Raw genomic sequence first — 23,980 nt, 5'->3', positions numbered from 1 at the left:
ATCGTTGCCGATCGCGCATTCCTGGCAGCTAAGCCGGTTGTGGCGTGCCGCTTGGGCACGCCACAAGCCATGCTCAGGCCGCCTTCATCTGCTTTTCGACGTCGGTCGGAACCGTGGAGATCGTCTTCAGGATCTGCGCAGCGATCTGGTAGGGGTCACCCTTGGAGTTCGGGCGGCGGTCCTCAAGATAGCCCTTGTAGTCGTTGTTGACGAAGCTGTGCGGAACGCGGATCGAGGCACCGCGGTCAGCAATGCCGTAGCTGAACTGGTGGATCGAGGCGGTTTCGTGCTTGCCGGTCAGGCGCATGTGGTTGTCGGGACCATAGACGGCGATGTGGTCGGCGCGGGCTTCGGCGAAGGCCGCCATCAGGGTTTCGAAATACGCCTTGCCGCCGACTTCGCGCATGTAGGTGGTCGAGAAGTTGGCGTGCATGCCCGAACCGTTCCAGTCGGTGTCGCCGAGCGGCTTGCAGTGGTATTCGACGTCGATGCCGTATTTTTCGGTCAGGCGCTGCAAGAGGTAGCGGGCAAGCCAGATTTCGTCGGCGGCCTTGCGCGAGCCCTTGCCGAAGACCTGGAATTCCCACTGGCCCTTGGCGACTTCGGCGTTGATGCCTTCATGGTTGATGCCGGCGGCCAGGCAGATGTCCAGGTGCTCTTCGACGATTTTGCGGCCGATGTCGCCGACATTGCTGTAGCCGACGCCGCAGTAGTAGGGGCCTTGCGGCGCAGGGAAGCCGGCATCCGGGAAGCCGAGCGGACGGCCGTTCTGATAGAAGAAATATTCCTGCTCGAAGCCGAACCAGGCGCCATCGTCATCAGCGATCGAAGCGCGGGTGTTCGACGGATGCGGCGTCTTGGCATCGGGCATCATGACTTCGCAGAGAACGAGCACGCCGTTCTTGCGCTCCGGGTCCGGATAGACGGCAACCGGCTTCAGCACGCAGTCGGAGCTGCTGCCTTCGGCCTGCATCGTCGAGGAACCGTCGAAGCCCCAGAGTGGAAGCTGTTCAAGCTGCGGAAAAGCGTCGAATTCCTTGACCAGGGTCTTGCCGCGTAGGTTGGGGGTCGGCTGGTAACCGTCGAGCCAGATGTATTCGAGCTTAAACTTTGTCATTTCTTTCTCTCACATGACGCCAGGAATGGCTTGGTTCCGAAGCGGCTGGGCAATCCAGATGGCTGCCCGACGACCGTTAGACATAAGAAAGCATTAATCGTGCCAGTTCGCTTTGCCTGGCCAAAACACGAAAAATCAATGCCCGCGGCATCCGCCGTCACAGCGCGAGCGGCGGCGCAAGACTAAGGATGAAGCGGACTGCACAGAAAATAGGCACCATCAGCCACGCTTTGAGGCACGGCCGCGAGCAAACCGCTGCCAAAGAAGCCGTGGGGCGGCAAGGCGGCCGCCGGGGCGTTACCGCCCCGTCGACAAGGGCCGTCAAAGACACTGCTCGAAAAACAAGCGCCCGTCGCAAGCCAGACAGAAACGACGCCGCCAGACGCGTGGCTACCGGGTAATCATCGTCAGCACGCGATAGAGCCGCTCGTCGGTCGACTGGGCGACGTTGAAGCGCAGAAATCCTGATGCCGCGCCGGAATGGCTGAAGGCATTGCCGGGTGCCAGCACGACATCGTGCGCCAGCGCCTTCTGCGCCAGTTCCGACGCATCGAGGCCGTCCGGCAGCCTGCACCAGAGGAACATGCCGGCCTGCGGCTCGATCCAGGGCGTGATCCCAACTGCAGCCAGCCGCATGGCCGTCTCGGTCATCGTCCGCGTCAGGCGCAGACGCAGCGCCTCCATATGCTTTCGATAGCTGCCATCCCGCAACAAGGTCAGCACCAACTCGGCGGCGAGGTTCGGGCCGCCGAATGTGGTGGCGATCTTGAGGTCGATCAGCCCCTCGATCCAACTCCGGGGAGCTGCGATGTAGCCGCAGCGCATGGATGCGGACAACGTCTTGGAAAAACTGCCAATCTGCACCACACGGTCGAGGCCATCGAAAGCGGCCAGCCGCGGTGCCGGCTCATGCTCGAAATCGGCAAAGATATCGTCCTCGACGATGGTCAAGCCCGCCTGTTCGGCCAGCCGTAACAGGCGATGCGCAACCACGGGAGAGAGCGTGGCGCCGGTCGGATTGTGGACGGCGGAATTGGTGATGTAGAGGCGGGGGCGATGGGCTTCCAGCACTTCAGAGAACCGATCGAGATCGGGACCGACAGGCGTGTAGGGCACGCTGACGACATTGACGCGGTGCGCTCGCAGCAGCGCCTGGAAATTGAAGTAGCAGGGATCGTCGACCATGACGGTGTCGCCGGGTTCGAGCAGGAACCGGCAAAGCAGATCGATCGCCTGGGTGCCTGACTCTGTCAGGATGATCTGATCGGGCGATGCCTCGACTCCATGTTCGGCGAGGCGCCGCGCCAGCAGCTGCCGCAAGGGCAGCAAGCCGAGCGGCGTGCCGTATTCCGTCAGGCTCGCCGTCTCCGCGCGCGCGATCGAGCGCAGCGCCCGCCTGAGTGCTGCCTCTGGCATCCACGACGCCGGCAGCCAGCCGCAGCCGGGCTTCAGCACCTCGGCATCTGTTTCAAGCGCCTGACGCGAAACCCAGAGCGGATCAATCGCGCGATCGACCCGCGGACCGACCTCGGTCAGCGACAGCGGCGCCAGGGGTGCAGACACGAAAAAACCGGAACCGGGCCGCGAGCGGATCGTGCCCTCGGCGGCAAGACGCTCATAGGCTTCCACGACCGTCGACTTGGAAACCCGCATCGTCGTCGCGAGCGCCCGAATGGAAGGAAGCTTGGCACCCGGCGTCAACGATCGCCCGGCAATGCGTTGCCGGATCGTACCCATGACGCCCTCGAGCAGCGTCTCGCTACCGGACGCCGTTTGCTGAAATGCCATCTGTATTGGACCTTAATGCAGCACAGTTTGGCGAAACTGTACCGCATTGTCTCTGGAAGAGCCACTGTCTCCAACCGATACATGTAGAAAAGGAGACGACAATGGACAGAGCGACCACAGGCTGGTTAAACGGCTTCCTCGGAGTATTGATTTTCAGCGGCTCGCTGCCGGCCACACGCGCTGCCGTCATGGACTTCGACCCGGTATTCCTGACCGTCGCACGCGCGGCGATCGCCGGCGCCCTTGCGCTCTGCCTGCTCCTCGTCTTTCGCCAACCCAAGCCGACGCGCGCCGATCTCATGTCACTGGCAATCGTCGCCTTTGGCGTCGTCCTTGGCTTCCCGCTTTTGACCGCACTGGCGCTTGAGCATGTGACATCGGCCCACTCGATCGTCTTCGTCGGCTTGCTGCCCTTGGCCACCGCCCTCTTCGGGGTGCTTCGCGGCGGCGAACGGCCGCATCCTGCCTTCTGGCTGTTTTCCTGCCTCGGCAGCGCGCTTGTTGCCGGTTTTGCGCTGACGCAGGGCTTTTCCGCCTCGCCGGTCGGCGACCTCCTGATGCTCGCGGCCATCATCGTCTGCGGCCTTGGATATGCCGAAGGTGCTGCCCTGTCGCGCAAGCTCGGCGGCTGGCAGGTGATCTGCTGGGCCCTGGTGCTGTCGCTGCCCGTCATGATCGGCATCGGTCTTTTCACCAACGCACCAGCCGTTGAGATGGTGAATGGCCCTGCATGGGCAGGACTTGCCTATGTCTCCGTCTTCAGCATGCTGATCGGCTTCGTCTTCTGGTATCGCGGGCTGGCCCTCGGCGGCGTCGCGGGCGTCGGGCAATTGCAACTGCTGCAGCCGTTCTTCGGCCTGGCGCTGGCGGCAGTCCTACTCCATGAACCGGTGAGCGGAGCGATGCTGGCCGTGACCGGCGCCATCGTGCTTTGCGTCGCCGGGGCCAAGAAGTTCGCGAAATAAGCAGCAGCCAAGCCGCCGTCGTCAGAGGTGATCGACCTCTTGAGCCTTTTGCTCAAGAGGTCGATGAAGGTCTGAACCTTGGCCGTGGGTGCCCTACCCTCGCGCCACAGGATGTGGATCGGGACAGGCGCAGGCTCGAACTCCTACAGCACAATCTCGATCCTTCCCTCTGTAATCAGGTGTTCGATACAGCGCACCTGCCAACACGCCCTACCGTCTCGGCGAGGCCGTGAACATCCGGATCGATGCAGCCAGATCACCCCTGTTTGACGACGCTGGCAAGGTGATCGCAGCGAGCCGATAGGGCTCGCTGTGCGACTTGTCTCACGCGCCCCAGGTCGTTTCCAGCACCCGGATCCAGTTGCCGTGGCAGATTTTCGCCAGCGCTGCTTCGTCGTAACCGCGCTTGCGCAAGAGGTCGACGAGCAGCTGCAGATCGGCCGCGTCCCGCAGCGCCGCGGGGATCGTGGTGCCGTCGAAATCAGAGCCGAGCGCGACATGGTCGAGGCCGATACGGTTGGCGATATAGTCGATGTGATCGGCCAAAAGGTCGAGGCTGGTGTCCGGGTTCCTGATGCCATCGGACCGCAGGAACAGGACACCGAAATTGATGCCGGCAAGGCCGCCCGTGCCCTTGATGGCGTCGAGCTGGCGATCCGTGAGGTTACGGCTGTGCGGGCAGAGCGCATGCACGTTGGAATGGGAGGCGACCAGCGGCGCGTTTGAAAGCGCGGCGATGTCCCAGAAACCCTGCTCGTTCATGTGCGACAGGTCGACCATGATCTTCAACTCGTTACAGGCCCGGATCAGGTCCTTGCCGCTCTCCGTCAAGCCCGGACCGATATCCGGCGACGACGGGAAACGGAACGGAACGCCATAGGCAAAGATGTTCGGCCGGCTCCAGACAGGCCCAAGCGTGCGCAGGCCGGCAGCGTGCAGCACATAAAGCGCATCGAGACCAGCGTCGAAGGCTTCGACGCCTTCAATGTGGAGCACCGACGCAAACACGCCGTCGGCGATGGCCTGGCGGATGTCGGCTGCCGACCGGCAGATCTTCAGACGGCCGCCAGCCTGGCGCTCAAGACGCATCAGCAGGCTCGCCATACCGAGCGTGCTCTTCAGCGCATCCCCTTGCTCCGGCGTTGCGAAGTCGCCATTGGGGTCCTTCTGCATGCTGGGAGAAGAGACATAAACGGCGCAAAGACCGCCGGCGAGCCCGCCGTTCTCGGCCTTGATGAGGTCAATGTGGCCGGAGCTGCCGCCGTCTATAAAGCGGGCCTCAGCGCCTGGCTGCTGCGAGTGCCACAAGCGCGACAGCACATCGTTATGTCCATCGAAGACCGGGATTTTCGCCTGTGTTGCCAATTGGGGATCGCCTTTCAACCTGTTTGCCGGCCACGCCGGCCGGTTGCGCGTGACTCATCGCATCGTCGTGCGCGAGCATAATCATCCGCCAGCCCTAGGGGAAAGCCATCCATCGGCGCAAATGCAAACCATGCATAGGCCTTGCCGAAATTGGAATTGGTCGCCCCCAGCCATGTTGTGCTTAATCCGCCACCTAACAAGGGCAAACGGCTGACATCGAGGTTATCTGCAAAAACCTCACGCCAGCCGTTCGCATGACGTCAAGTCCGAGAAGGGGATATTTCCGATGATTTCCAGACGCAACCTGTTGATCGGCGGCGCTGCTGTGCCGTTTCTGTCCTATGTCAGCCTGGTGCCGGCCTTTGCCGAAACCCCGAAAGACATCCTGGTTGTCGCCCAGCAGCTCGACAATATGACGAGCCTCGATCCGCACGAGAGCTTCGAAGCGGTCGGCAGCGAAATCTGCGGCAATATCTACCAGAAGCTGGTTCACCCCAACCTCGACGATGCCAACAAGGTCGACCCGACGCTCGCCGAATCCTGGGAAACGGACGCCGACAGCAAGGTCTTCACCTTCAAGCTTCGCGCCGGCGCCACCTTTGCCAGCGGCGCGCCGGTAACGGCCGAAGATGCAGCCTTCTCGCTGCAGCGCGCGATCAAGATGAACAAGGGCCCGGCCTTCATCATCGCCCAGTTCGGCTTCACGCCGGAGAATGTCGAAGAGCGCATCGTCGCCGTCGACGGCTCGACCCTTCGCCTCACGCTCGAGCAGCCGGCCTCGCTCGCCTTCCTGCTCTATTGCCTGTCGGCCAACGTCGGCAGCATCCTGGAAAAGAAGGTCGCGCTCGAAAACGAAGTCGACGGCGACCTGGGCAATGCCTGGCTGCAGAAGAACACCGCCGGTTCGGGCGAATTCGCGCTGCAGTCCTGGAAGCCGAGCGAGAGCGTCGCGCTGACGGTCAATCCGAACGGCCCCTACAAGGGCAATATCAAGCGCATCATCCTGCGCCATGTCGCCGACCCATCGTCGCAGCTCCTGATGCTGCAGAAGGGTGACGCCGATATCGCCCGCAACCTCAGCTCCGAGCAGCTGCGCACCCTGCAGGGCGACGAGAACTACACGCTCGTTCGCAAGGGTGTGGCCTCGCTCGTGCTGATCTCGCTCAACCAGAAGCAGACGAACCTGGCAAAGCCTGAAGTCTGGCAAGCGGTCAAGCACGCGCTCGACTACAAGGGCATGCAGGAAAACATCGTGCCCCTCACCCACAAGATCCACCAGAGCTTCCTGCCGGAGGGCTATCCCGGCGTCGTCAACGATACGCCGTTCGTGAAGGACGTGGCCAAGGCCAAGGCACTCATGGCCGAGGCTGGCCTCGAAGCCGGTTTCGACATCGTCATGGATCACTATTCGGCACAGCCCTATCCGGATCTGGCGCAGGCGATCCAGGCAAATCTCGCCGAGATCGGCATTCGCGTCCAGTTGCAGGCGGCCGAAAACCGCCAGGTTCTGACGAAGATGCGCGCCCGCGAGCACCAGATGGCGCTTTCGGCCTGGGGTTCGGACTACTTCGACCCGCACGCCAATGCCGACGTGTTCAACATCAACCCCGACAATTCGGATGATGCCAAGTCGCGCCCCTTCCTGTGGCGCTCGTCGTGGCAGGATGCCGAGATGGCGAAGAAGGCCGAGGCCGCCCGCGACGAGAAGGATCCGGCAAAGCGCATCGCGCTTTACGAGGAGCTGCAGCGCGCCCACATGGAGCACAGCCCCTTCATCTTCATGCTGCAGACGACGACCACTGCCGCCTGCCGCAAGTCGGTTGCCGGCATCCGGCTCGGCACGCTCTCTGACGCCCACTCCTATGCAGAGGCGTCCAAGGCTTGAACAAGCGTATTCGAAGCTTTTCCGCAACGTTGAGCAGCGTCTTCCTGACGCTGCTCGGCCTGACGATCGTCACCTTCATGATCGGGCGTGTCATGCCGGTCGACCCGGTGATCGCCGCGGTCGGCGACAACGCGTCCGAGTCAGTGATCGCCCAGGCCCGCATCGAGATGGGGCTCGACCAGCCGTTGATCGTGCAGTTCTTCCGCTATCTCTGGCAGTTGCTGCATGGCGATCTCGGCATGTCGATCCTGACCCGCAACCCGGTTTCCACCGATATCGCCCGGTTCTTCCCGGCAACGCTGGAGCTGGCAACGGCAGCACTGCTTCTGTCGGCGGCAATCGGCATTCCGCTCGGCGTCTGGGCGGCCGTCCGTCAGGGCAAGTTCGTCGACCAGGCGATCCGGGTCGTGTGCCTCGCCGGTCACTCCGTTCCCGTCTTCATGTTGTCGCTGATCTCGCTGCTGATATTCTACGCGACGCTTGGCCTCGCGCCGGGACCCGGCCGCCAGGACGTCATCTTCGACGGCATGATCGATCCGGTCACCGGCCTGTTGACGATCGACACGCTGATTGCCGGTGACTGGGATGCCTTCCGTGATGCCGTCGCCCACATGGCGCAGCCGGTCTGCATTCTCGCCTATTTCAGCATGGCCTATATCACCCGCATGACCCGGGCCTTCATGGTCGATGCGCTGAAGGGCGAGTTCGTCATCACGGCGCGCGCCAAGGGACTGTCCGCCTCGACCGTTATCTGGAGCCATGCCTTCCCGACGGTTGCCGTGCAGCTGGTGACGGTGCTGGCGCTCACCTATGCCGGCCTTCTCGAGGGCGCCGTCGTCACCGAAACGGTGTTCAGCTGGCCGGGCCTCGGCCAATATCTGACAGTGTCGCTGATGAACGCCGACATGAACCCGGTGGTCGGAGCGACCTTGCTGATCGGCCTCATCTATGTCGGCCTCAACCTCATAGCCGACCTTCTCTATCGTGTACTGGATCCCCGCGTCCGATGATGCTTACGACCTTTCGAAACTGGGCGCTGGATGAAACGCCCGCCTCCCGCACCCAGGCCTCCTGGGGCCATCGCTATCGCATCTGGCTGAAGCTCAGGTCCAACCCGCTGGCGATGATCGGGCTTGCGATCATCCTCGTCTTTTCGCTGCTTGCTTTGCTTGCTCCGGTTCTGGCGCCGCACGACCCGGCGATCCAGAACCTGGCCAACCGGCTCGCCGCTCCAAGTGCCGCCCATTGGCTCGGCACCGACGAGCTCGGACGTGACATCTTCTCACGCATCCTTTTTGGCGGCCGGGTGACCCTCGGCATGGTCGTTTCCGTGGTCGTTCTGGTGGCGCCGATCGGCCTTGCCGTCGGCTGCATCGCCGGCTATTTCGGCGGCATCGTCGATACAGTGCTGATGCGTGTTACCGACGTCTTCCTCGCCTTCCCGCGCCTCATTCTGGCGCTGGCCTTCGTCGCGGCCCTGAAGCCCGGCGTCGAAAGCGCCGTTCTCGCCATCGCGCTCACCGCCTGGCCGCCCTATGCGCGTCTTGCCCGCGCCGAAACCATGACAGTGCGCCGCAGCGATTTCATCGCCGCCTGCCGGCTGACCGGCGCTTCACCCTGGCGCATCATCATGCGTCATGCCGCACCGCTGTGCGTGCCGAGCCTGATCGTGCGCATCACGCTCGACATGAGCTCGATCATCATCACCGCCGCAAGCCTCGGCTTCCTCGGCATGGGGGCGCAGCCGCCGTCGCCGGAATGGGGCGCGATGATCGCCACCGCCAAGCGCTTCATCTTTGATCAATGGTGGGTTGCAACCGTGCCCGGCATCGCGATCTTCCTCGTGTCGCTCGCCTTCAACTTCCTCGGTGATGGATTGCGCGACGTGCTCGATCCGAAGGGAGACTGAGCATGCTCGTTGATATCCAGAACCTCCGCATTGCCTTCGAAAGCCGCTCCTCGCGCTTCGAGGCAGTGCGCGGCATCTCGCTCTCGCTCGGCGCGGAGAAGCTCGGCATCGTCGGCGAGTCCGGCTCGGGCAAGAGCCTGACGGCCCGCGCGCTGATGAAGCTGCTACCCTCCAATGCCGCCATCACCGCCGACCGCCTCTCCTTCGACGGCATCGATGTACTCTCTGCCTCGGAAAAGCAGATGCGCCAGATCCGCGGCAAGCGGGCGGGCTTCATCCTTCAGGATCCGAAATACTCGCTGAACCCGGTGATGAACATCGGCCGGCAAGTGTCTGAAGCCTGGCGCACCCACAAGGGCGGCAGCAAGAAGCAGGCACTGGAGGCAGCGATCCACCTTCTCGACCAGGTCAAGATCCGCAACCCGCGCGAAGTTGCCGCCTCCTATCCGCATGAGGTCTCGGGCGGCATGGGCCAGCGGGTGATGATCGCGATGATGCTGGCACCCGATCCGGAGCTGCTGATTGCCGACGAACCGACGAGCGCGCTCGATGCGACCGTACAGGCGGAAATCCTGCGGTTGATCGAGGAACTGGTGTCGGAGCGCAACATGGGCCTCATTCTCATCAGCCACGACCTGCCGCTCGTCTCGCATTTCTGCGACCGCGTCGCGGTGATGTATTCGGGACGGGTCATGGAGGAACTGAAAGCCTCGGAACTGCTGAATGCGCGCCATCCCTATACCAAGGGGCTCCTCAACTGCATGCCCTCCCTTACGCATCCCAGGGACCGGCTGCCTGTTCTCAACCGCGATGCTTCGTGGCTTACCGCATGATCGACGTTGAAAATCTCCGCATCAGGTTCGGCGACCGCGAGGTCGTCAAAGGTGTCTCGTTTTCGGTGAAGAAGGGCGACAGCTTCGGCATCGTCGGTGAAAGCGGCTCGGGCAAGTCCACCATCCTCAGGGCGATGGCCGGGCTCAATGAAAGCTGGGAAGGCCGCATCGCCTTCGGCGGAGAGCCAGCCCAGCTGAAGCGTCCGCCGGCCTTCTTCCGCAGAGTGCAGATGGTGTTCCAGGACCCTTACGGCTCGCTGCACCCGCGCCAGACGATCGACCGTATTCTCAGCGAATTGCCGCTCGTCCACGGCATGGAAAACATCGACAAGCGCATCGTCCAGGCATTGTCCGACGTCGCCTTGCCGCAGGCCGCCCGCTTCCGCTTTCCACACCAGCTGTCCGGCGGCCAGCGCCAGCGTGTGGCGATCGCTCGCGCACTGATTGCCGACCCGCAGGTGCTCCTGCTCGACGAGCCGACGAGCGCGCTTGACGTCTCGGTGCAGGCAGAAATCCTCAACCTCCTGTGCGACCTTCGCGAAGCGCGCGGTCTCACCTACATTCTCGTCAGCCATAACCTCGCCGTCATCGCCCATCTCTGCGGCCAGGTCGGCGTCATGCTGAACGGTGAAATGGTGGAACAACTGAGCGCGCAGGATCTGCGAACGGGCAAGACGAGCCATGCCCATACGACGGAACTGCGCATGCTGAGCGTCGGGCTGGAAGAGCCCGCCTGACCTCGGCCCTGTCGTGGCAACAAGCACAATGGAAGACACCATGCCGGCACATCTCGATTGGCACGCAGCATCCTCCACCGCAAAGGCATTTGCCGCGCAGTGGGCAGAAAACGAACCGGGCGGCGCGATCATCGGCTTCGACGACAGCGGCATCCGCTTTTCGCATGCGCACGGCGTCGAGAGCCTGTCGACGCTCACGCCGTTTTCGGCTGAAAGCGTCGTGCGCTATGCCTCGGTCACCAAGCACTTCTTCTGCGCCATGGTTCTTCAACATGAGGACATCATCAAGCTCGACGACCGGCTTGGCCAGCATCTGCCTGAACTCGCCCCGCCGCTTGCTGACGTGACGGTCGGTCAGGCGCTCGACATGAGCGGCGGCTTGCCGGACACGCGCGAATGCCTGTCGCTGCTTGGCCTTTCCGTCTACACCGAAACCGAGGCCGCACCGCTTCTTGAGTTTCTGGCTCGGTTGCAACGGCTGAATTTCGACGCCGGCAGCGAAGTCTCCTATTCCAACACTGGCTATCGCCTCGTCGAGGCGGCGCTGGAGCGCAACGGTTTTGCTTTCGACGACTTCATCCAGAGCGCCGTTGCCGGACCGCTCGGCGTCACGTTCAAGGCGCCCGACGTCTGGAACGATCCCGTCGCGGCCCTGGTGCCGGGCTATTGGCACAACGGTAAACGCTGGCAGCTTTCCGCCGCCGGTCTGCATATCTCCGCCTCCGGCAGTCTGACGGGGAGCGCCAATGCGTTGACCGCCTGGCTTCAGGCATTGATGCGTGGCCAGGGACATTTCGAAGGCGTGCTGGAAAAGTTGCAAGCGACACGCTTCCTGGCAAACGGACGGGCGAGCGGCTATAGCCTAGGCCTACGCCTGTCGACGCTCGGCGATCGCAGCTTCGTCGGTCATGGCGGATCGCATCCCGGCTACAAGACCTATTTCCTCCTCGACCCGGAAAGCCGTTCGGGCTTCGCCGTCGTCTCCAATCGCGAAGACACCAACGGCAACAAGACCGCGCTCGAAAGCATGGCGGCACTGACCGGCCTGCCACTGCCAACGCCGGCAACGGGTATACCCGACGGCCTCTATGTGACGGAACAGGGTCCGTGGTGGCTTGAGATCAAGGGCAGCGTCTGCACCTATCTCGATGCCGACGACACGCTTTACGACGACGGCGACGGTTGGGCATCGTCGCGCTCGGCCTCTTCCCCGATGCGGTTGCGGCTGGAGGGATCGGCGCTTGTCGGCGAGGCGGGCCATGCGGCGAGGCGCTTCCTGCCTGTTGCCGCCGAGCAAAGGGTGCCGCTATCGCTTGCCGCAACGTGGCGGTCGATGGAAGGGGCCGAGTTCGAAGTCCGCGATGGTGCGGTGGTGATGGGCGTCGGTCCGGTGCGCCACGTCATGCCGCTGACGGCGCTTGGTAACGGCCGCTTCCTTTTCACGCTTCACGATGGTCCGTGGACGAAGCGCGTCTGCCTGCATGTCCTGGACGACGACAGGGTGGAACTCGTGCTCAACCGCGCCCGGATGATGGAATACCACCGTCGGGGCTGATTTTTGTTGAAGCCCGTCGAACAGTGCCTAAAAGGGGTCATGCTCCCGCTGCAAGGCGGGAAGTGACGTCTTTTCAGGAGTGCATGCTTTGGAAATCAAGTGGCTCGAAGACTTTCTGGCGCTGGCGAGCACGCTCAATTTTTCAAAGGCGGCCGACGAACGGCACGTCACCCAATCCGCCTTCAGCCGCCGGATCAAGCAGCTCGAAGCATGGGTCGGCGCCAGTCTCGTCGACCGCGCCACCTACCCTTCGCGGTTGACCGAAGCGGGCCAGAAATTCGTGCCAGTGGCGCAGGAGACCCTTCAGCACCTCTACCAGTCCCGGCGCAACCTGCAAAAGGAAGAGGGCTCGGACGCCAAGACGATCAAGGTGACGGCCCTCCACACGCTCTCCTTCACCTTCTTTCCCGACTGGATGAACCGGATCAACAAGAAGGCCGGCCCGGTGTTCTCGCGGCTGCGCCCGGACTCCGGCAGCATGGAGGAAAACCTCAACTCGCTGGTCGACGGTTCCTGCGATTTCCTCCTGACCTATGCCCATACCCAGGTGCCGCTGCTCCTCGACCCGCAAGCGTTCGAACACCGCTCGCTCGGCCACGAAAAGATCATTCCGGTCTCGGCGCCCAACGAGGCCGGATCCGCCGCCCACCTTTTGGAAGGCGGTACCAAGCCCTTTCCCCATATCAGCTATGAGAAGTCTTCGTTCTTCGGGCAGTTGCTGGGGGAACTGGTCGGCGCCGACTTGCCGCCGTTCCAACGGGTGCATGAGGGCAGCATGTCGGTCGGTCTGAAGGCGATGGCGCAGGCCGGATGGGGCATCGCCTGGGTGCCGGAAAGCCTGATGGTGGCCGAGCTTGCCTCCGGCGCTCTGGTGCGCGCCGCCGATCCGCGCTGGGATATCAGCGTCGAAATCCGGCTCTACCGCGCTAAGGACAACCGGCGCCCGATCGTCGGACGCATCTGGCAGTCGCAGGAGACAGTTGCCGCTTGAAGGAGGTATGAAGGGCTCCTGTCAGGAAGCACTTCATACCGTCGTCTTAAAGGTTACCCCTCTCGCCGACCGTTAGATCGCCGTCCGGCGGGCATTTTCCAGATAAAGTTCACGCAACCGCTTGACCATCGGCCCGGGCGTGCCGTCGCCGACCGGCTTGCCGTCGATGCGCGTCACCGGCACGACGAAATTCGACGCGCTCGTCAGGCAGGCCTCGCGGGCGGAGAGCGCCTCCTCCAGCGAGAACGGCCGCTCTTCGACCGTCAGTCCCTGTTCGCGCGCCAGTTCCAGTGCGGCAAGCCGGGTGCAGCCGGGCAGCGTCGCGTTGCTGTTGCCGCGGGTCACGATCCTGCCGTCATCCGTGACGATATAGGCCGTCGAAGATGCGCCTTCGGTCACGAACCCGTCCTCGATCATCCAGGCTTCGTCGCATCCTTCAGCCTTGGCGATGCGCTTGGCCATCACCTGCGGCAGCAGACAAACGCTCTTGATATCGCGTCGCGCCCAGCGCTGGTCGGCAACCGACTTGACGGAAACGCCCTTGTCGACAGCCGCCACGTGCTCAAGCGTCTTGATCTGGGTGAAGAGCAGCAGCGTCGGCTTGATTTCACCTGAGAACAGGAAGTTGCGATCCTCGGCACCACGCGTCAGCTGCAGGTAGACGACGCCCTCGACCAGGTTGTTGTCGCGCACCAGCCGCCGCTCGATCTCGACGATCTCGGCAACGGACACCGGGAGCGGAACATCGATTTCGCGGGCGGAGCGTTCGAGCCGCGCCATATGCAGGGCGCTGTCGATCAGCTTGCCTTCCAGCACCGCGGTCACTTCATAAATGCCGTCGCCGAACAGGAAGCCGCGGTCGAAGACCGAAAGATGCGCCGCGTGCTCGGAAACGAACTCGCCGTTCAGATAAACGATACGGCCGGTCGGGTTGGACATGGTAACTCCGTCTGAGGGAAGTGAATTAGGCCTTGAGGGCTTCAAGCCGGTCGAGCGAGATCGCCTCGACCGAACTCGCTTTGCCGGTAGCGGCGTTGAAACCGGTCGTGGATTGCGCCGTGAGCAGCGAATTGAGGATCGCCTCTTCGCTCGCCTCGATCGTCGCTTCGAACAGCGGCGAGATCAGGTCGTTCGGCAGATCGGGATAGCTGGCGATCCCCGCGCGTCTTTCGCGCGTGCGGCGGAGGGATTCGGCTGTCGAAAATGCCAGGGCATAATCGCCGGAGCCGTTGCTGAGGGCAGCACCGGTGCGGGCAAGGCCGCCAAAGGCGCGCTCGGCCAGGCGCTTGAGGTTGCGCGCCGACAACGGCGCGTCGGTGGCAACGACGATGACGATCGAGCCGTCGCGATCATGGCCGGAAGGCGCATCATAAGGCTGGCCGCAGATCATCAGGCGGCCGCCATAATTGGACTGAACCAGCACGCCGACGGTGAAGATCTCACCCGCCGCCTTGACGCGACGCGAACTGGTACCGATCCCGCCCTTGAGACCGAAGGCGACCGTGCCGGTGCCGGCGCCGATGGCGCCCTCTTCGACCGGGCCGGGCTTTGCCGTAGCAAGCGCCGTGCCGATCTCGTCGATGGTCGGGCGGCCGGCGCGGATATCGTTCAGCCTGGAATCATTGGTCTCACCGACAACGGCATTGAGCGACACCACCTTTTCGTTGCCCGGCTGGGCGAGTGTCCATCCGATGATCGCCTCGATCGCCCGCCCGGTCGCAAGTGTGTTTGTCAGAACGATGGGTGTTTCAAGTTCGCCGAGCTCGGCGATCTGGGTGGAACCGACGAACTTGCCGAAGCCGTTGAGCACCGCCAACGCTGCCGGCACCTTGTCCTGGAACAGATTGCCGTGGTGGGGAAGGATGGCGGTGGCGCCAGTGCGGATCCTGTCGCCCTCGACGACCGTCGCATGGCCGACTGCCACACCGGCGACGTCGGTGATCGCGTTCAAAGGCCCGGTTTCATGGACGCCCGGGCAGAAACCGAGATCGCGGAGTCTTTGACGCGTGATTGCTGACATGTAGCCTTTTCCCCATCTGCCAGAGGGCGATCCGCCGCTAACGACCGTCGCCTTGTTTGGCTGGAAGCTACTCTTCCCCGCGACAAAACGGCATCGCAAAAATGGAATAGTTCTATGAGAACTCCGCAAGACGACCGGACGGCTCGTCTCCCCGGAGAAGAGCGGTTCGCGGGAACCGGCTCAGTTGGGCGGCAGGCGGCGGCTTTTCCAAGCCGTTTGCGGAATGATCGCGCCGATGGCGAAGCTGAAGGACGTGACCGCAACCGTTTCGAGATTGACCTTGCACTTGAAGTCGACATCGTACCAGTTGCCCTTGCTGCGATAGGCACCACCGCTCGCGTCGATCTGCTCCTTGCCGATAAACCCGCCGGATGGCCCGAAGGGCACGAGCATATCGGGAAAGTCTTCCGGTCGCTGATGGCGGATCTGCTCCAGGGCTTCGATGTTGCAGAGCTGGAGGATTCGCTTCTTGACCGGCAGCTGGCCCATCGCCTGCTTGACGCGCGGATCCGCGATCGACTTTGCCGAGAACAGCTCCTCGGCCTTGACGAACCGGTCGGACAGCAGCTTCGCCGTCGCTTCGGCCTTGCCGTCCGTTGCGTCGCTCTTCTCCTTGTCGGCGTCGGATTTGCGCACGGGCACCGGGTCCGTTTTGGCCACCGCCTTTGCCGCCTCGGTCGTGGCAGCCGCTTTTTCCTCCGCAGCACTTTTGTCGCCGCTGGCAGTGCTCGACAGGACGGCAACTTGCTGCTGAGCCGGCTTTTCCGTCTCCGGTTGCTCCTGCGCCTTCGGCTCCTCTTTCTTTTCCACCTTCTCCGTCGCGGCAGTCGTCGCTTCTGCCTTCTTCGGCTGGTTCACCACGTCCTTCTTCTCAGCCTTTGCCGTGGGCGGAAGCTGCGCAACCTTGGCGTCCTGTTTTGTCTTGGCAGCGGCCGATTCGAAGGCCTGAGGCTGCCGACGGGCAGGTGCCGGCTGGGGCTTCGGCTGCTCCTTCTTCGGTTGTTCCTTCTTCTGTTGGGCTTGCTGCTTGGGTTTTTCCTGCTGCTTTGGCTGCGGTGGAGGGACGAGTTCGACGTTGACGCTCTGCTCGCCCTCAGGCTTCGGCGTCTCCTGCGGCAGCTGGATCAGAAGCAGGGCGATGACAAGCAGGTGCAAGCCCACCGAGATCGGTGTGCCCCATCTGATCTTCTCCCACCATTCTTCGGAAAACAGCTGCATTGCCTACGAGATAATGGACCTCAGGGACGGAAGCTAGGTGCCTGCAAAATCTGACGGAATTATTGCATGGTCGGCCCGTGCATTTGCCCATGCATTGGAATGTAGCAAATGCCCGCGTGTAGTGGGCGGGAGGCCAAGGTGGAAACGGGACAGCTGTTTTTTGTTTTGCTCGTGGGCGTTCCGGTCATCGCGCTCGCCTTGTTTGGCATTCTGTGGCTGATCTGCGTCGTAAAGCGTCCGCTTCTCGGAATTGTCGGAATGACGATCGTCGGTGCGACGTATTGCTACGGAGAAGCTCCTGTTCTCTTGCTCTTCGTTCCGGGCATCTTCGCCTGCGTCGCCGCGACCAAAGGGTCGAGGAAGCCCCTCTCGAAAAGGCTGCGAAAAGCGAAACCGGCGCCGCCTCTGCGCCCTTAGCGTCCATTGTGCGAGCTGGCGTCAGTTTCGCGCCGGAGCCGACGTCACCGCCATTTTTCTTTCAGATCAGAAATTTCTTCCCGCAACGGCGGAGATTCCGCACAACCATCCCTATTCTATATTCTCTATAGATTTAAAACATAAAACAGTTGCGGCCCTGAATGTGACGGGCGGCGCGACGGACGTACATCATGGCCAGGAGCCTCTTCATGCAGCGAAATTCTATCCGAAGCCGATTTTTCACAAAGGCATTTGCCGCGACGGCGGCCCTGACGGCCGCGCTGGTCGCCTCCTCCGCGCTCGCAGGCGAAACCCTCGACAAGATCAAGGCACGCGGCCTCATCAAGGTCGGCGTCGGCACCACGCCTGGCTTCTTCACGCCCGACAGCAGCGGCCGCTGGCAGGGTTTCTTTGTCGATTTCGGCCGCGCACTCGCCGTCACTGTCTTCAACGATGCCGAGAAGGTTGAGTTCACCAACTCCTCGCCGCAGCAGCGGCTTCCCGCTTTGCAGTCGGGCGAATTCGACATTCTGCTCTCTGGCGTGACCCAGACCGTTACCAGGGCATTCAAGCTCGGCTTCCATTTCGGCCCGGTGGTCTTTTATGACGGCCAGGGCCTGCTGGTGCGCAAGGATCTCGGCGTCGGCAAGGGCGAGGAGCTCGACGGTGCGACGATCGGGGTCCAGAGCGGCACGACCGGCGAACTCAACATCGCCGATTTCTTCCGCAAGACCGGCAAAACCTTCACACCTGTGACGATCGAGGAAACCGGCGAATTCCTGAAGGCGCTCGATTCCGGTCGCGTCGATGCGCTCACTCAGGACGCCACCGACCTTGCCGCCAAGCGCACCCAGCTCTCCAAGCCGGACGACTACGTTCTCCTGCCCGAGCGCCTGTCGAAGGAACCGCTGGCACCGGCCATCCGCGCCGGCGACGACCAATGGCTCGAAATCGTCAACTGGACCGTTTACGCCACGATCCAGGCCGAAGAATTCGGCATCACCCAGAAGAATGTCGACAGCTTCCTGACCAGCGAAGACCCGGGCATCAAGCGCTTCCTCGGCGTCGATCCGTCGCTCGGCGAAGCCATCGGGCTTGATCCGAAGTTTGCCTACAACATCGTCAAGGCCGTCGGAAACTACGGAGAGATCTTCGACCGCAATGTCGGCAAGGGCACCCCGCTCAACTTCGACCGCGGCTACAACCAGCCCTGGACCGCCGGCGGCCTGCTCTATTCGCCGCCGTTCCGTTGAGCCTTTGCCGGTATCTGCGATGACATCCACTCTTCAACCGGGCCCGCAAGGGCCCGGATTTCCCTCCCGCCTGCGCACATGGCTCGGCCCGCTGCCGCTACAACAGGTTCTGCTGTTTGCCGGCGTGCTCGCGATCTTTGCACTCTTCGGCTCCAACACCGCCGACAGCATGCACCGCATGGGGCTGACGCCGGGCTTCGACTTTCTCTTTCATCAGGCGAATTTCGAAATCGGTGAGAGTGTGCTCCCCTATTCGGCCGGTGACACCTATGCCCGCGCGCTTGCGGCGGGCCTTGCCAACACCATCAAGGTCGCCGCTGTCGGCTGCGTGCTTGCGACTGTGCTCGGCGTTGCGCTTGGCATCGCCCGACTGTCCGGCAACCTGTTGCTGGCGACCTTCGTGCACGGTTATGTGGAACTGCTGCGCAACACGCCGCTCTTGCTACAGCTCTTTCTCTGGAGCGCGATCATCCATGCGCTTCCGCCGCCGCGCGGCGCTTCTGCCTTCCTTGGCAGCATCTATCTCAGCAATCGCGGCGTCTATGTCCCCTCCGTTTCGCTGCAGGGGCTTTCCTGGGCGATCTGGCTGCCGGCGATCCTGCTGACTGGCTATGCCTCGTTGTCGCTCGCACGCCGCTTGCTGACAGGCACCACCTTCTACATGCCGAAGGCCACCATGACTGTCCTCGGCTCGCTCACCGTCTGCACGCTCGCCCTCACCTCCTTCGGTCTTGCCGCCACGATCGATCTGCCGGCCAAGGGTGGCTTCAACATCAAGGGAGGCCTTTCGCTGACGCCGGAGTTCTTCGCGCTTCTGATCGGTCTTGTCGTCAACGCCTCGGCTTCGATTTCCGAAATCGTGCGCAGCGGCATACAGTCGGTGAAATCGGGCCAATGGGAAGCCGCTCGCGCGCTTGGGCTGAGCCCCGCGCAAATCCTGCGCCTCGTCGTCCTGCCGCAGGCGCTGCGCGTCATCACGCCACTGATGATCTCGAGCTTTCTCGACCTGACGAAGAATTCGAGCCTCGCCGTCGCCATCGGCTATCCCGACATCGTCAGCGTCGCCAATACCACTGCCAACACCACCGGCCAGGCGCTCGAAGCGATCTGCATCATCGCCGCGGTCTATCTCACACTCAGCCTTTCGGTGTCCGCGCTGATGAACCTCTATAACCGGCGCGTCGTGCTTCGCGGGGAGACACGGCGATGAGCCATATCGAACTGCCGCCACCGACGGCCCCGGACTGGCATCGCTGGCGAAGCGGCCTTTTCGGCGGCTGGGGCAACAGTCTCGTTACGCTAGCCGCGCTCGGCGTCTTCGTCTGGCTCCTGCAACCGTTCCTCCGCTGGTCAATCTTCGACGCGGTGTGGACGGGTACGGCCAAGGAGTGCGCGGTTGACGGCGCCGGCGCCTGCTGGGCTTTCATCGGCGCCAAGCTGCGTTTCATCCTGTTCGCGTTCTATCCGCCGGACCTGCAATGGCGCCCCGCTCTTGTCGTCGCGCTGGTGATCGCCTTGCTGGTTCTGTCGGCATTGCCGCGTTTCTGGCGTTTCCGGCTCGTCCCGTTATGGATTGCTGCGCTCGTCTTGAGCTGGCTGCTGATGGCAGGAACGCTGACGCCTCCTCAGGTGTCGACCAACAATTGGGGCGGGCTGCCGATCACATTGGTGGTCTCGATTGCCGGCCTGGCTCTTGCGTTTCCGATTGCGCTCCTGCTGGCGCTTGCCCGGCAGTCGAGCATGGGCATCGTCCGCACACTCGCAATCGCCTTCATCGAGACACTGCGTGGCGTGCCGATGATCGCGGTGCTTTATGTGGCGATGCTGATCGTGCCACTCGCGCTGTCGAGCGGCGCAGCCATCGACAAGCTTTTGCGCGCGCAGATCGGCGTCACGCTGTTCTTCTCGGCCTACCTCGCCGAAGTCATCCGCGCCGGGCTGCAGGTCGTGCCGTGGGGACAGCGGGAAGCGGCGCTCTCGCTTGGCCTTGGTTATATCCAGACCATCCGGCTCGTCGTCCTTCCCCAGGCGCTTCGCGCCGTCATCCCGGCGATCGTCAATCTTTCGATCGGCATCGTCCTCAACACGTCGCTGCTGGCGGTGATCGGCATCTACGACCTCCTGAATGCGGCGCGGACCTCGGCCACGGATCCGACCTGGCTCGGCTTCTACACGGAGGTCTATGTCTTTGCTGCCTTGGTCTATTTCGCCATCTGCTTTACCGGCTCACGCTACAGCATCTGGTTTGAGAAACGCCTTGGCGCCGCCGTCCGGCATTGAGGCGGCCCTTCACTCCACCTTGCGCGCGAGGCGCCGACGGGCCAAGAGTGGCGGCAACGGAATCGGATGCCGGACGGGTGCATGAAACGAAGCGAAATCGCGATCATCGGCGGCGGGCCGAGCGGGCTGATGGCGGCTGAGATCCTGTCTCGGCAGGACCATTCGGTGACGGTCTACGACAGCATGCCGACCGTTGCCCGCAAGTTTCTGCTCGCCGGCAAATCCGGGCTGAACATCACCCATTCCGAAGATTATGAACGCTTTTCCGGTCGTTACGGCGCCTCATCGAAGCGCTTGCGAACTGCGCTCGACGCGTTCACCCCGACGGATGTCCGAACCTGGGCAGCTGATCTCGGGACCGAAACCTTTATCGGCTCGTCGGGTCGTGTTTTTCCGAAGGCGATGAAGGCTTCGCCGCTGCTGCGCGCCTGGATCAGGAGGCTCGAGACGCAGGGGGTGCGGATCCTGACACGGCACCGATGGACAGGTTTTGACGGGCAGTCCCTGACCTTCGACACGCCCGACGGGCGCAAGATTGTCCATTGCGACGCCGCGTTGCTGGCGCTCGGTGGCGCCAGCTATCCAAGGCTCGGATCCGATGCCGGCTGGGTGGCGACACTCAAAGACAAGGGTGTCGATATCGCCGATTTCCGCCCCGCCAACTGCGGTTTCGATGTCGACTGGAGCGATCCGTTTCGTGCGCGTTTCGCCGGCGAAGCGCTAAAATCAGTGACTGCGCGTTCTGAAGCCGGCACAATCCCGGGCGAATTCGTCATCACTCGCCACGGCATCGAAGGCAGCCTGGTCTATGCGCATGCGGCACAGTTGCGCGACCGCCTGCACACCCAGGGCTCTGCGACCTTGACGATCGATCTTACTCCAGGGCGAACGATGGACCGGTTGGCCAAGGACCTGGCGCGCCAGGACGGCAAGATGAGTTTTTCCAATCGCCTGCGCAAAGGCGCGGGGTTGGAGGGTGTCAAATCGGCGCTGCTGCGTGAAATTGTTCCCGAGGTGGCGCGCAGCGACGCGAGCTTCCTTGCGGAACGCATCAAGGCGTTGCCGATCACTATCGTGCGGCCCCGCCCGATCGTCGAGGCGATTTCATCGGCAGGCGGCGTGCGTTGGACCGCCATGGATGGCGCCTACATGCTGAAGGCGCTGCCGGGCATTTTCGTCGCCGGCGAGATGATCGATTGGGAAGCGCCGACCGGCGGCTACCTGCTGACCGCCTGCTTTGCCGTCGGCCGCGCCGCAGCGCACGGTATCGACGTTTGGCTGAAGCGACCGTAGCGCCATCGAGGCCTGCGCCTTGCACCAGGCAATACCGGGGCAATCGGAAACGACAACGCCGCTACCTGGAGATAGCGGCGTTCCGACGTTTGTCTGGCCGCCGGGCGGCAAGCCTCAACTGTCGTTGAGCACCAGCCCCTTGGTCAGTTCCAGCGCTTGCCGCTCGAACAGGCCGCGGTAGATGCCGCCGTCAAGGCGGATGAGTGCCTCGTGCGTGCCTTCCTCCGCGATCCGGCCGTGGCTGAACACCAGCAACCGATCGAGCGCGCGCACCGTCGACAGCCGGTGTGCGATCACCAGGGTGGTGCGCCCGAGCATCAGCCGCTCCATCGCCTGCTGGATCAGCACTTCCGATTCCGAATCGAGGCTCGACGTCGCCTCGTCCAGAATGAGGATCGGTGCATCCGCCAGGAAGGCCCGGGCAATCGCGATGCGCTGGCGCTCGCCACCCGACAGCTTGACGCCGCGTTCACCCACCAGCGTGCCATAGCCTTTTGGCAGGCCGGTGATGAAGTCGTGGGCGCTCGCAAGCTTTGCCGCCTTCTCGATCTCCGCTTGCGTGGCCGTCGGCCTCGCATAGGCGATGTTCTCCGCCAGCGAGCGGTGGAACAGGATCGGCTCCTGCTGGACGATTGCGATCTGCTGGCGCAGCGACGCCTGGGCAACGCCTGCGATATCCTGGCCGTCGATCCGGATCTGGCCGGACTTCAGGTCATGCAGGCGCTGGATCAGCTTGACGAAGGTCGTCTTGCCCGAGCCGGAGTGCCCGACAAGGCCGACACGTTCGCCCGCCGGGATCGTCACCGAGAACCGGTCATAGAGCGGCTTGCGATGGGCACCGTAGTGGAAGGTCACATCGTTGAATTCAATGCGGCCATCGGTGATGCGGATCGGCTTTGCATCGGCCTTGTCTTCGATACCGAGCGGCTGGGCGTGGATGTCCACCAGCTCTTCCATATCGTTGACCGAACGCTGCAGGTTGCGGATGTGCATGCCGACTTCACGCAGGTAGCCCTGCAGGATGAAGAAGGAGGTCAGCACGAAGGTGATATCGCCGGCCGTTGCCTGTCCCTTAGACCAGAGAAACAAGGCAAAACCGATGACAGCTGCCCTGAGGATGAGCAGCAACGCACCTTGAGTCGTGCCGTTCACCGTCCCGCGCACCCAGGTGCGGCTCGTGCGGTCGCGCCATTTGGTGATCACCTTGACCAGCCGCGCGTCCTCGCGCGCCTCCGCGCCGAAGCCCTTGACGACATTGTTGCAGCTGACGGCATCGGCAAGCGAGCCGCCGAGCTTGGTATCCCAGCTGTTGGCCAGGCGCGCCATCGGCGCGACATAGCCGAGCGACAACACGACCGTCGCGGCGATGAAGACGAGCGAGCCCACCCCGATGATGACACCCATCATCGGCCAGTACCACGCCATCAGCGCGGTGGAACCGACCAGCATGATGACCGATGGAAACAGCGCGATCAGCAACGTGTCGTTGAGCAGGTCGAGCGCCCACATGCCGCGCGTCACCTTGCGCACCGTCGAGCCGGCAAAGCTGTTGGCGTGCCAGTCGGACGAGAACCGCTGGATGCGGAAGAAGGCGGCTGAGGCGATGTCGGACATCATCTTGAGCGTCAGATCGACGACGCCCATGAAGGTGAAATGCCGGAAGATGATGGCGCCGAGCGACAGCGCCGTCATCGTCCAGAAGGCCGCAAGCGCCGCATCCCAGGCCACCTGATCGGAGGCAGCCCCAGTGACGACAGCGTCGACCAGCCGACCGGAGTAAAGCGGCGTCAGCACATCCGCGACCGTCGACAACATGACGGCGCCGAGGATGAAGGAAAGGCGAAGCGGCTGGCGCTTCCAATGAACCCAGGTGAAACCGAGAACGCTGCGGAACGCACCGCCGCGCAAGGCGAAACGAGTAAAAGCCATAACGATTGCCCAATGCCTTGAGCATTGGCCTCAAAATTCTAGTCAATGAAACATGCCGAGAAAGGGAAACTGTTTTCCGATCGGCACCAATGGATTGGTAGCTTCCGCATAGAGGGAAGACCAAAGTCAGCGAAACGGGCCCTGACTTGAAACGACCAAAGAGCGAGGCTCTCCAGCGCCTATGTCAGAACTGTACGCCGCCCCGTAGGGAGAAAGAATAAGCTGGCATCTGAAACCTCCCTGATCTGTTGCCGGAAGTCGGGTTATAGGCGATCCGCCCGCAACCGCCAAGCGAGGAAATCTAGCCATGCTGCCAAAGTGCAACCGGTGCGGCCCGATTGCAACAGTGTATGGAGGCCTGTCGGGGTTTACGGCGGGACGGTCTTGGTAGAAAAGTAGACCGCCGACCGATGGCGGGATCAACC

At 62.8% G+C, this 23,980-nt stretch carries 19 protein-coding genes; 12 read left to right on the top strand and 7 right to left on the bottom strand.

The features are described 5' to 3' along the window. Positions 1-73 precede the first annotated feature (73 nt). The gene (locus BLJAPNOD_RS22390; protein ID WP_115421536.1) at positions 74-1,117 is read right to left on the bottom strand and encodes a glutamine synthetase beta-grasp domain-containing protein; all 1,044 of its coding nucleotides are present in this window, start codon (positions 1,115-1,117) and stop codon (positions 74-76) included. A gap of 390 nt (positions 1,118-1,507) precedes the next feature. Further along, positions 1,508-2,905 carry a PLP-dependent aminotransferase family protein gene (locus BLJAPNOD_RS22385; protein WP_115421535.1) on the bottom strand — a complete coding sequence of 466 codons (1,398 nt, stop codon included), beginning with the start codon at positions 2,903-2,905 and terminating at the stop codon, positions 1,508-1,510. Positions 2,906-3,006: 101 nt separating this feature from the next. On the opposite strand from BLJAPNOD_RS22385, the gene BLJAPNOD_RS22380 reads away from it, so the two are divergent. Next, positions 3,007-3,870 (top strand): DMT family transporter, encoded by an 864-nt coding sequence (locus BLJAPNOD_RS22380; protein WP_115421534.1) that lies wholly within the window; start codon positions 3,007-3,009, stop codon positions 3,868-3,870. A 324-nt stretch (positions 3,871-4,194) separates the two neighbouring features. Here the strand turns inward: BLJAPNOD_RS22380 and BLJAPNOD_RS22375 are convergent, their stop codons facing one another. Beyond that, positions 4,195-5,235: a dipeptidase gene (locus BLJAPNOD_RS22375; RefSeq protein ID WP_115421533.1), complete on the bottom strand. Its 1,041-nt coding sequence runs from the start codon at positions 5,233-5,235 to the stop codon at positions 4,195-4,197. Positions 5,236-5,521: 286 nt separating this feature from the next. On the opposite strand from BLJAPNOD_RS22375, the gene BLJAPNOD_RS22370 reads away from it, so the two are divergent. The 7 genes from BLJAPNOD_RS22370 to BLJAPNOD_RS22340 all read left to right on the top strand — a co-directional run bounded on the left by BLJAPNOD_RS22370 (position 5,522) and on the right by BLJAPNOD_RS22340 (position 13,145). Further along, a complete protein-coding gene (locus tag BLJAPNOD_RS22370) occupies positions 5,522-7,120 on the top strand; it encodes an ABC transporter substrate-binding protein (protein ID WP_115421532.1) in 1,599 nt (532 codons plus the stop codon). Beyond that, positions 7,117-8,130 (top strand): ABC transporter permease, encoded by a 1,014-nt coding sequence (locus tag BLJAPNOD_RS22365; RefSeq protein ID WP_115421531.1) that lies wholly within the window; start codon positions 7,117-7,119, stop codon positions 8,128-8,130. The genes BLJAPNOD_RS22370 and BLJAPNOD_RS22365 overlap by 4 nt, the downstream gene beginning before the upstream one ends. Continuing rightward, the gene (gene nikC / locus BLJAPNOD_RS22360; RefSeq protein ID WP_077502522.1) at positions 8,127-9,029 is read left to right on the top strand and encodes a nickel transporter permease; all 903 of its coding nucleotides are present in this window, start codon (positions 8,127-8,129) and stop codon (positions 9,027-9,029) included. Before BLJAPNOD_RS22365 ends, nikC begins: the two co-directional genes overlap by 4 nt. A 2-nt stretch (positions 9,030-9,031) precedes the next feature. Then, positions 9,032-9,862, top strand: a complete 831-nt coding sequence (locus tag BLJAPNOD_RS22355) for an ABC transporter ATP-binding protein (protein WP_077502523.1) — start codon at positions 9,032-9,034, stop codon at positions 9,860-9,862. Next, positions 9,859-10,599: an ABC transporter ATP-binding protein gene (locus BLJAPNOD_RS22350; protein ID WP_115421530.1), complete on the top strand. Its 741-nt coding sequence runs from the start codon at positions 9,859-9,861 to the stop codon at positions 10,597-10,599. The genes BLJAPNOD_RS22355 and BLJAPNOD_RS22350 overlap by 4 nt, the downstream gene beginning before the upstream one ends. A gap of 40 nt (positions 10,600-10,639) precedes the next feature. Then, a complete protein-coding gene (locus tag BLJAPNOD_RS22345; RefSeq protein WP_115421866.1) occupies positions 10,640-12,154 on the top strand; it encodes a serine hydrolase domain-containing protein in 1,515 nt (504 codons plus the stop codon). Between the two features lie 88 nt (positions 12,155-12,242). After that, positions 12,243-13,145, top strand: a complete 903-nt coding sequence (locus BLJAPNOD_RS22340; protein ID WP_115421529.1) for a LysR substrate-binding domain-containing protein — start codon at positions 12,243-12,245, stop codon at positions 13,143-13,145. 72 nt (positions 13,146-13,217) lie between these two features. Here the strand turns inward: BLJAPNOD_RS22340 and BLJAPNOD_RS22335 are convergent, their stop codons facing one another. The 3 genes from BLJAPNOD_RS22335 to BLJAPNOD_RS22325 form a co-directional block, all read right to left on the bottom strand. Further along, positions 13,218-14,084 carry a D-amino-acid transaminase gene (locus BLJAPNOD_RS22335; RefSeq protein ID WP_115421528.1) on the bottom strand — a complete coding sequence of 289 codons (867 nt, stop codon included), beginning with the start codon at positions 14,082-14,084 and terminating at the stop codon, positions 13,218-13,220. Positions 14,085-14,109: 25 nt separating this feature from the next. After that, positions 14,110-15,165: a P1 family peptidase gene (locus tag BLJAPNOD_RS22330; protein ID WP_115421527.1), complete on the bottom strand. Its 1,056-nt coding sequence runs from the start codon at positions 15,163-15,165 to the stop codon at positions 14,110-14,112. 180 nt (positions 15,166-15,345) lie between these two features. Beyond that, on the bottom strand, positions 15,346-16,383 hold the full coding sequence (locus tag BLJAPNOD_RS22325) for a DUF930 domain-containing protein (protein ID WP_115421526.1): 1,038 nt from the start codon (positions 16,381-16,383) through the stop codon (positions 15,346-15,348). A gap of 626 nt (positions 16,384-17,009) precedes the next feature. On the opposite strand from BLJAPNOD_RS22325, the gene BLJAPNOD_RS22315 reads away from it, so the two are divergent. The 4 genes from BLJAPNOD_RS22315 (at position 17,010) to BLJAPNOD_RS22300 (ending at position 21,626) form a co-directional block, all read left to right on the top strand. Further along, complete coding sequence (locus tag BLJAPNOD_RS22315; RefSeq protein ID WP_077502716.1) at positions 17,010-18,053, top strand: amino acid ABC transporter substrate-binding protein; 1,044 nt, start codon at positions 17,010-17,012, stop codon at positions 18,051-18,053. A 19-nt stretch (positions 18,054-18,072) separates the two neighbouring features. Continuing rightward, positions 18,073-19,263, top strand: a complete 1,191-nt coding sequence (locus tag BLJAPNOD_RS22310) for an ABC transporter permease subunit (protein ID WP_115421525.1) — start codon at positions 18,073-18,075, stop codon at positions 19,261-19,263. Then, positions 19,260-20,333 carry an amino acid ABC transporter permease gene (locus BLJAPNOD_RS22305; protein ID WP_115421524.1) on the top strand — a complete coding sequence of 358 codons (1,074 nt, stop codon included), beginning with the start codon at positions 19,260-19,262 and terminating at the stop codon, positions 20,331-20,333. The genes BLJAPNOD_RS22310 and BLJAPNOD_RS22305 overlap by 4 nt, the downstream gene beginning before the upstream one ends. Positions 20,334-20,414: 81 nt before the next feature. Beyond that, positions 20,415-21,626: a TIGR03862 family flavoprotein gene (locus BLJAPNOD_RS22300; protein WP_115421523.1), complete on the top strand. Its 1,212-nt coding sequence runs from the start codon at positions 20,415-20,417 to the stop codon at positions 21,624-21,626. 114 nt (positions 21,627-21,740) lie between these two features. Here BLJAPNOD_RS22300 and BLJAPNOD_RS22295 read toward each other — a convergent pair whose 3' ends face one another. Continuing rightward, positions 21,741-23,555 carry an ABC transporter ATP-binding protein gene (locus tag BLJAPNOD_RS22295; protein ID WP_077502534.1) on the bottom strand — a complete coding sequence of 605 codons (1,815 nt, stop codon included), beginning with the start codon at positions 23,553-23,555 and terminating at the stop codon, positions 21,741-21,743. Positions 23,556-23,980: the final 425 nt, after the last annotated feature.

Origin of the sequence: Ensifer sp. M14, assembly GCF_003355565.1 — a bacterium.
In the GTDB taxonomy this organism is placed as follows: domain Bacteria; phylum Pseudomonadota; class Alphaproteobacteria; order Rhizobiales; family Rhizobiaceae; genus Ensifer.
The sequence above is the reverse complement of the archived record's forward strand: the minus strand, read 5'-3'. Positions and strand labels throughout refer to the sequence as shown.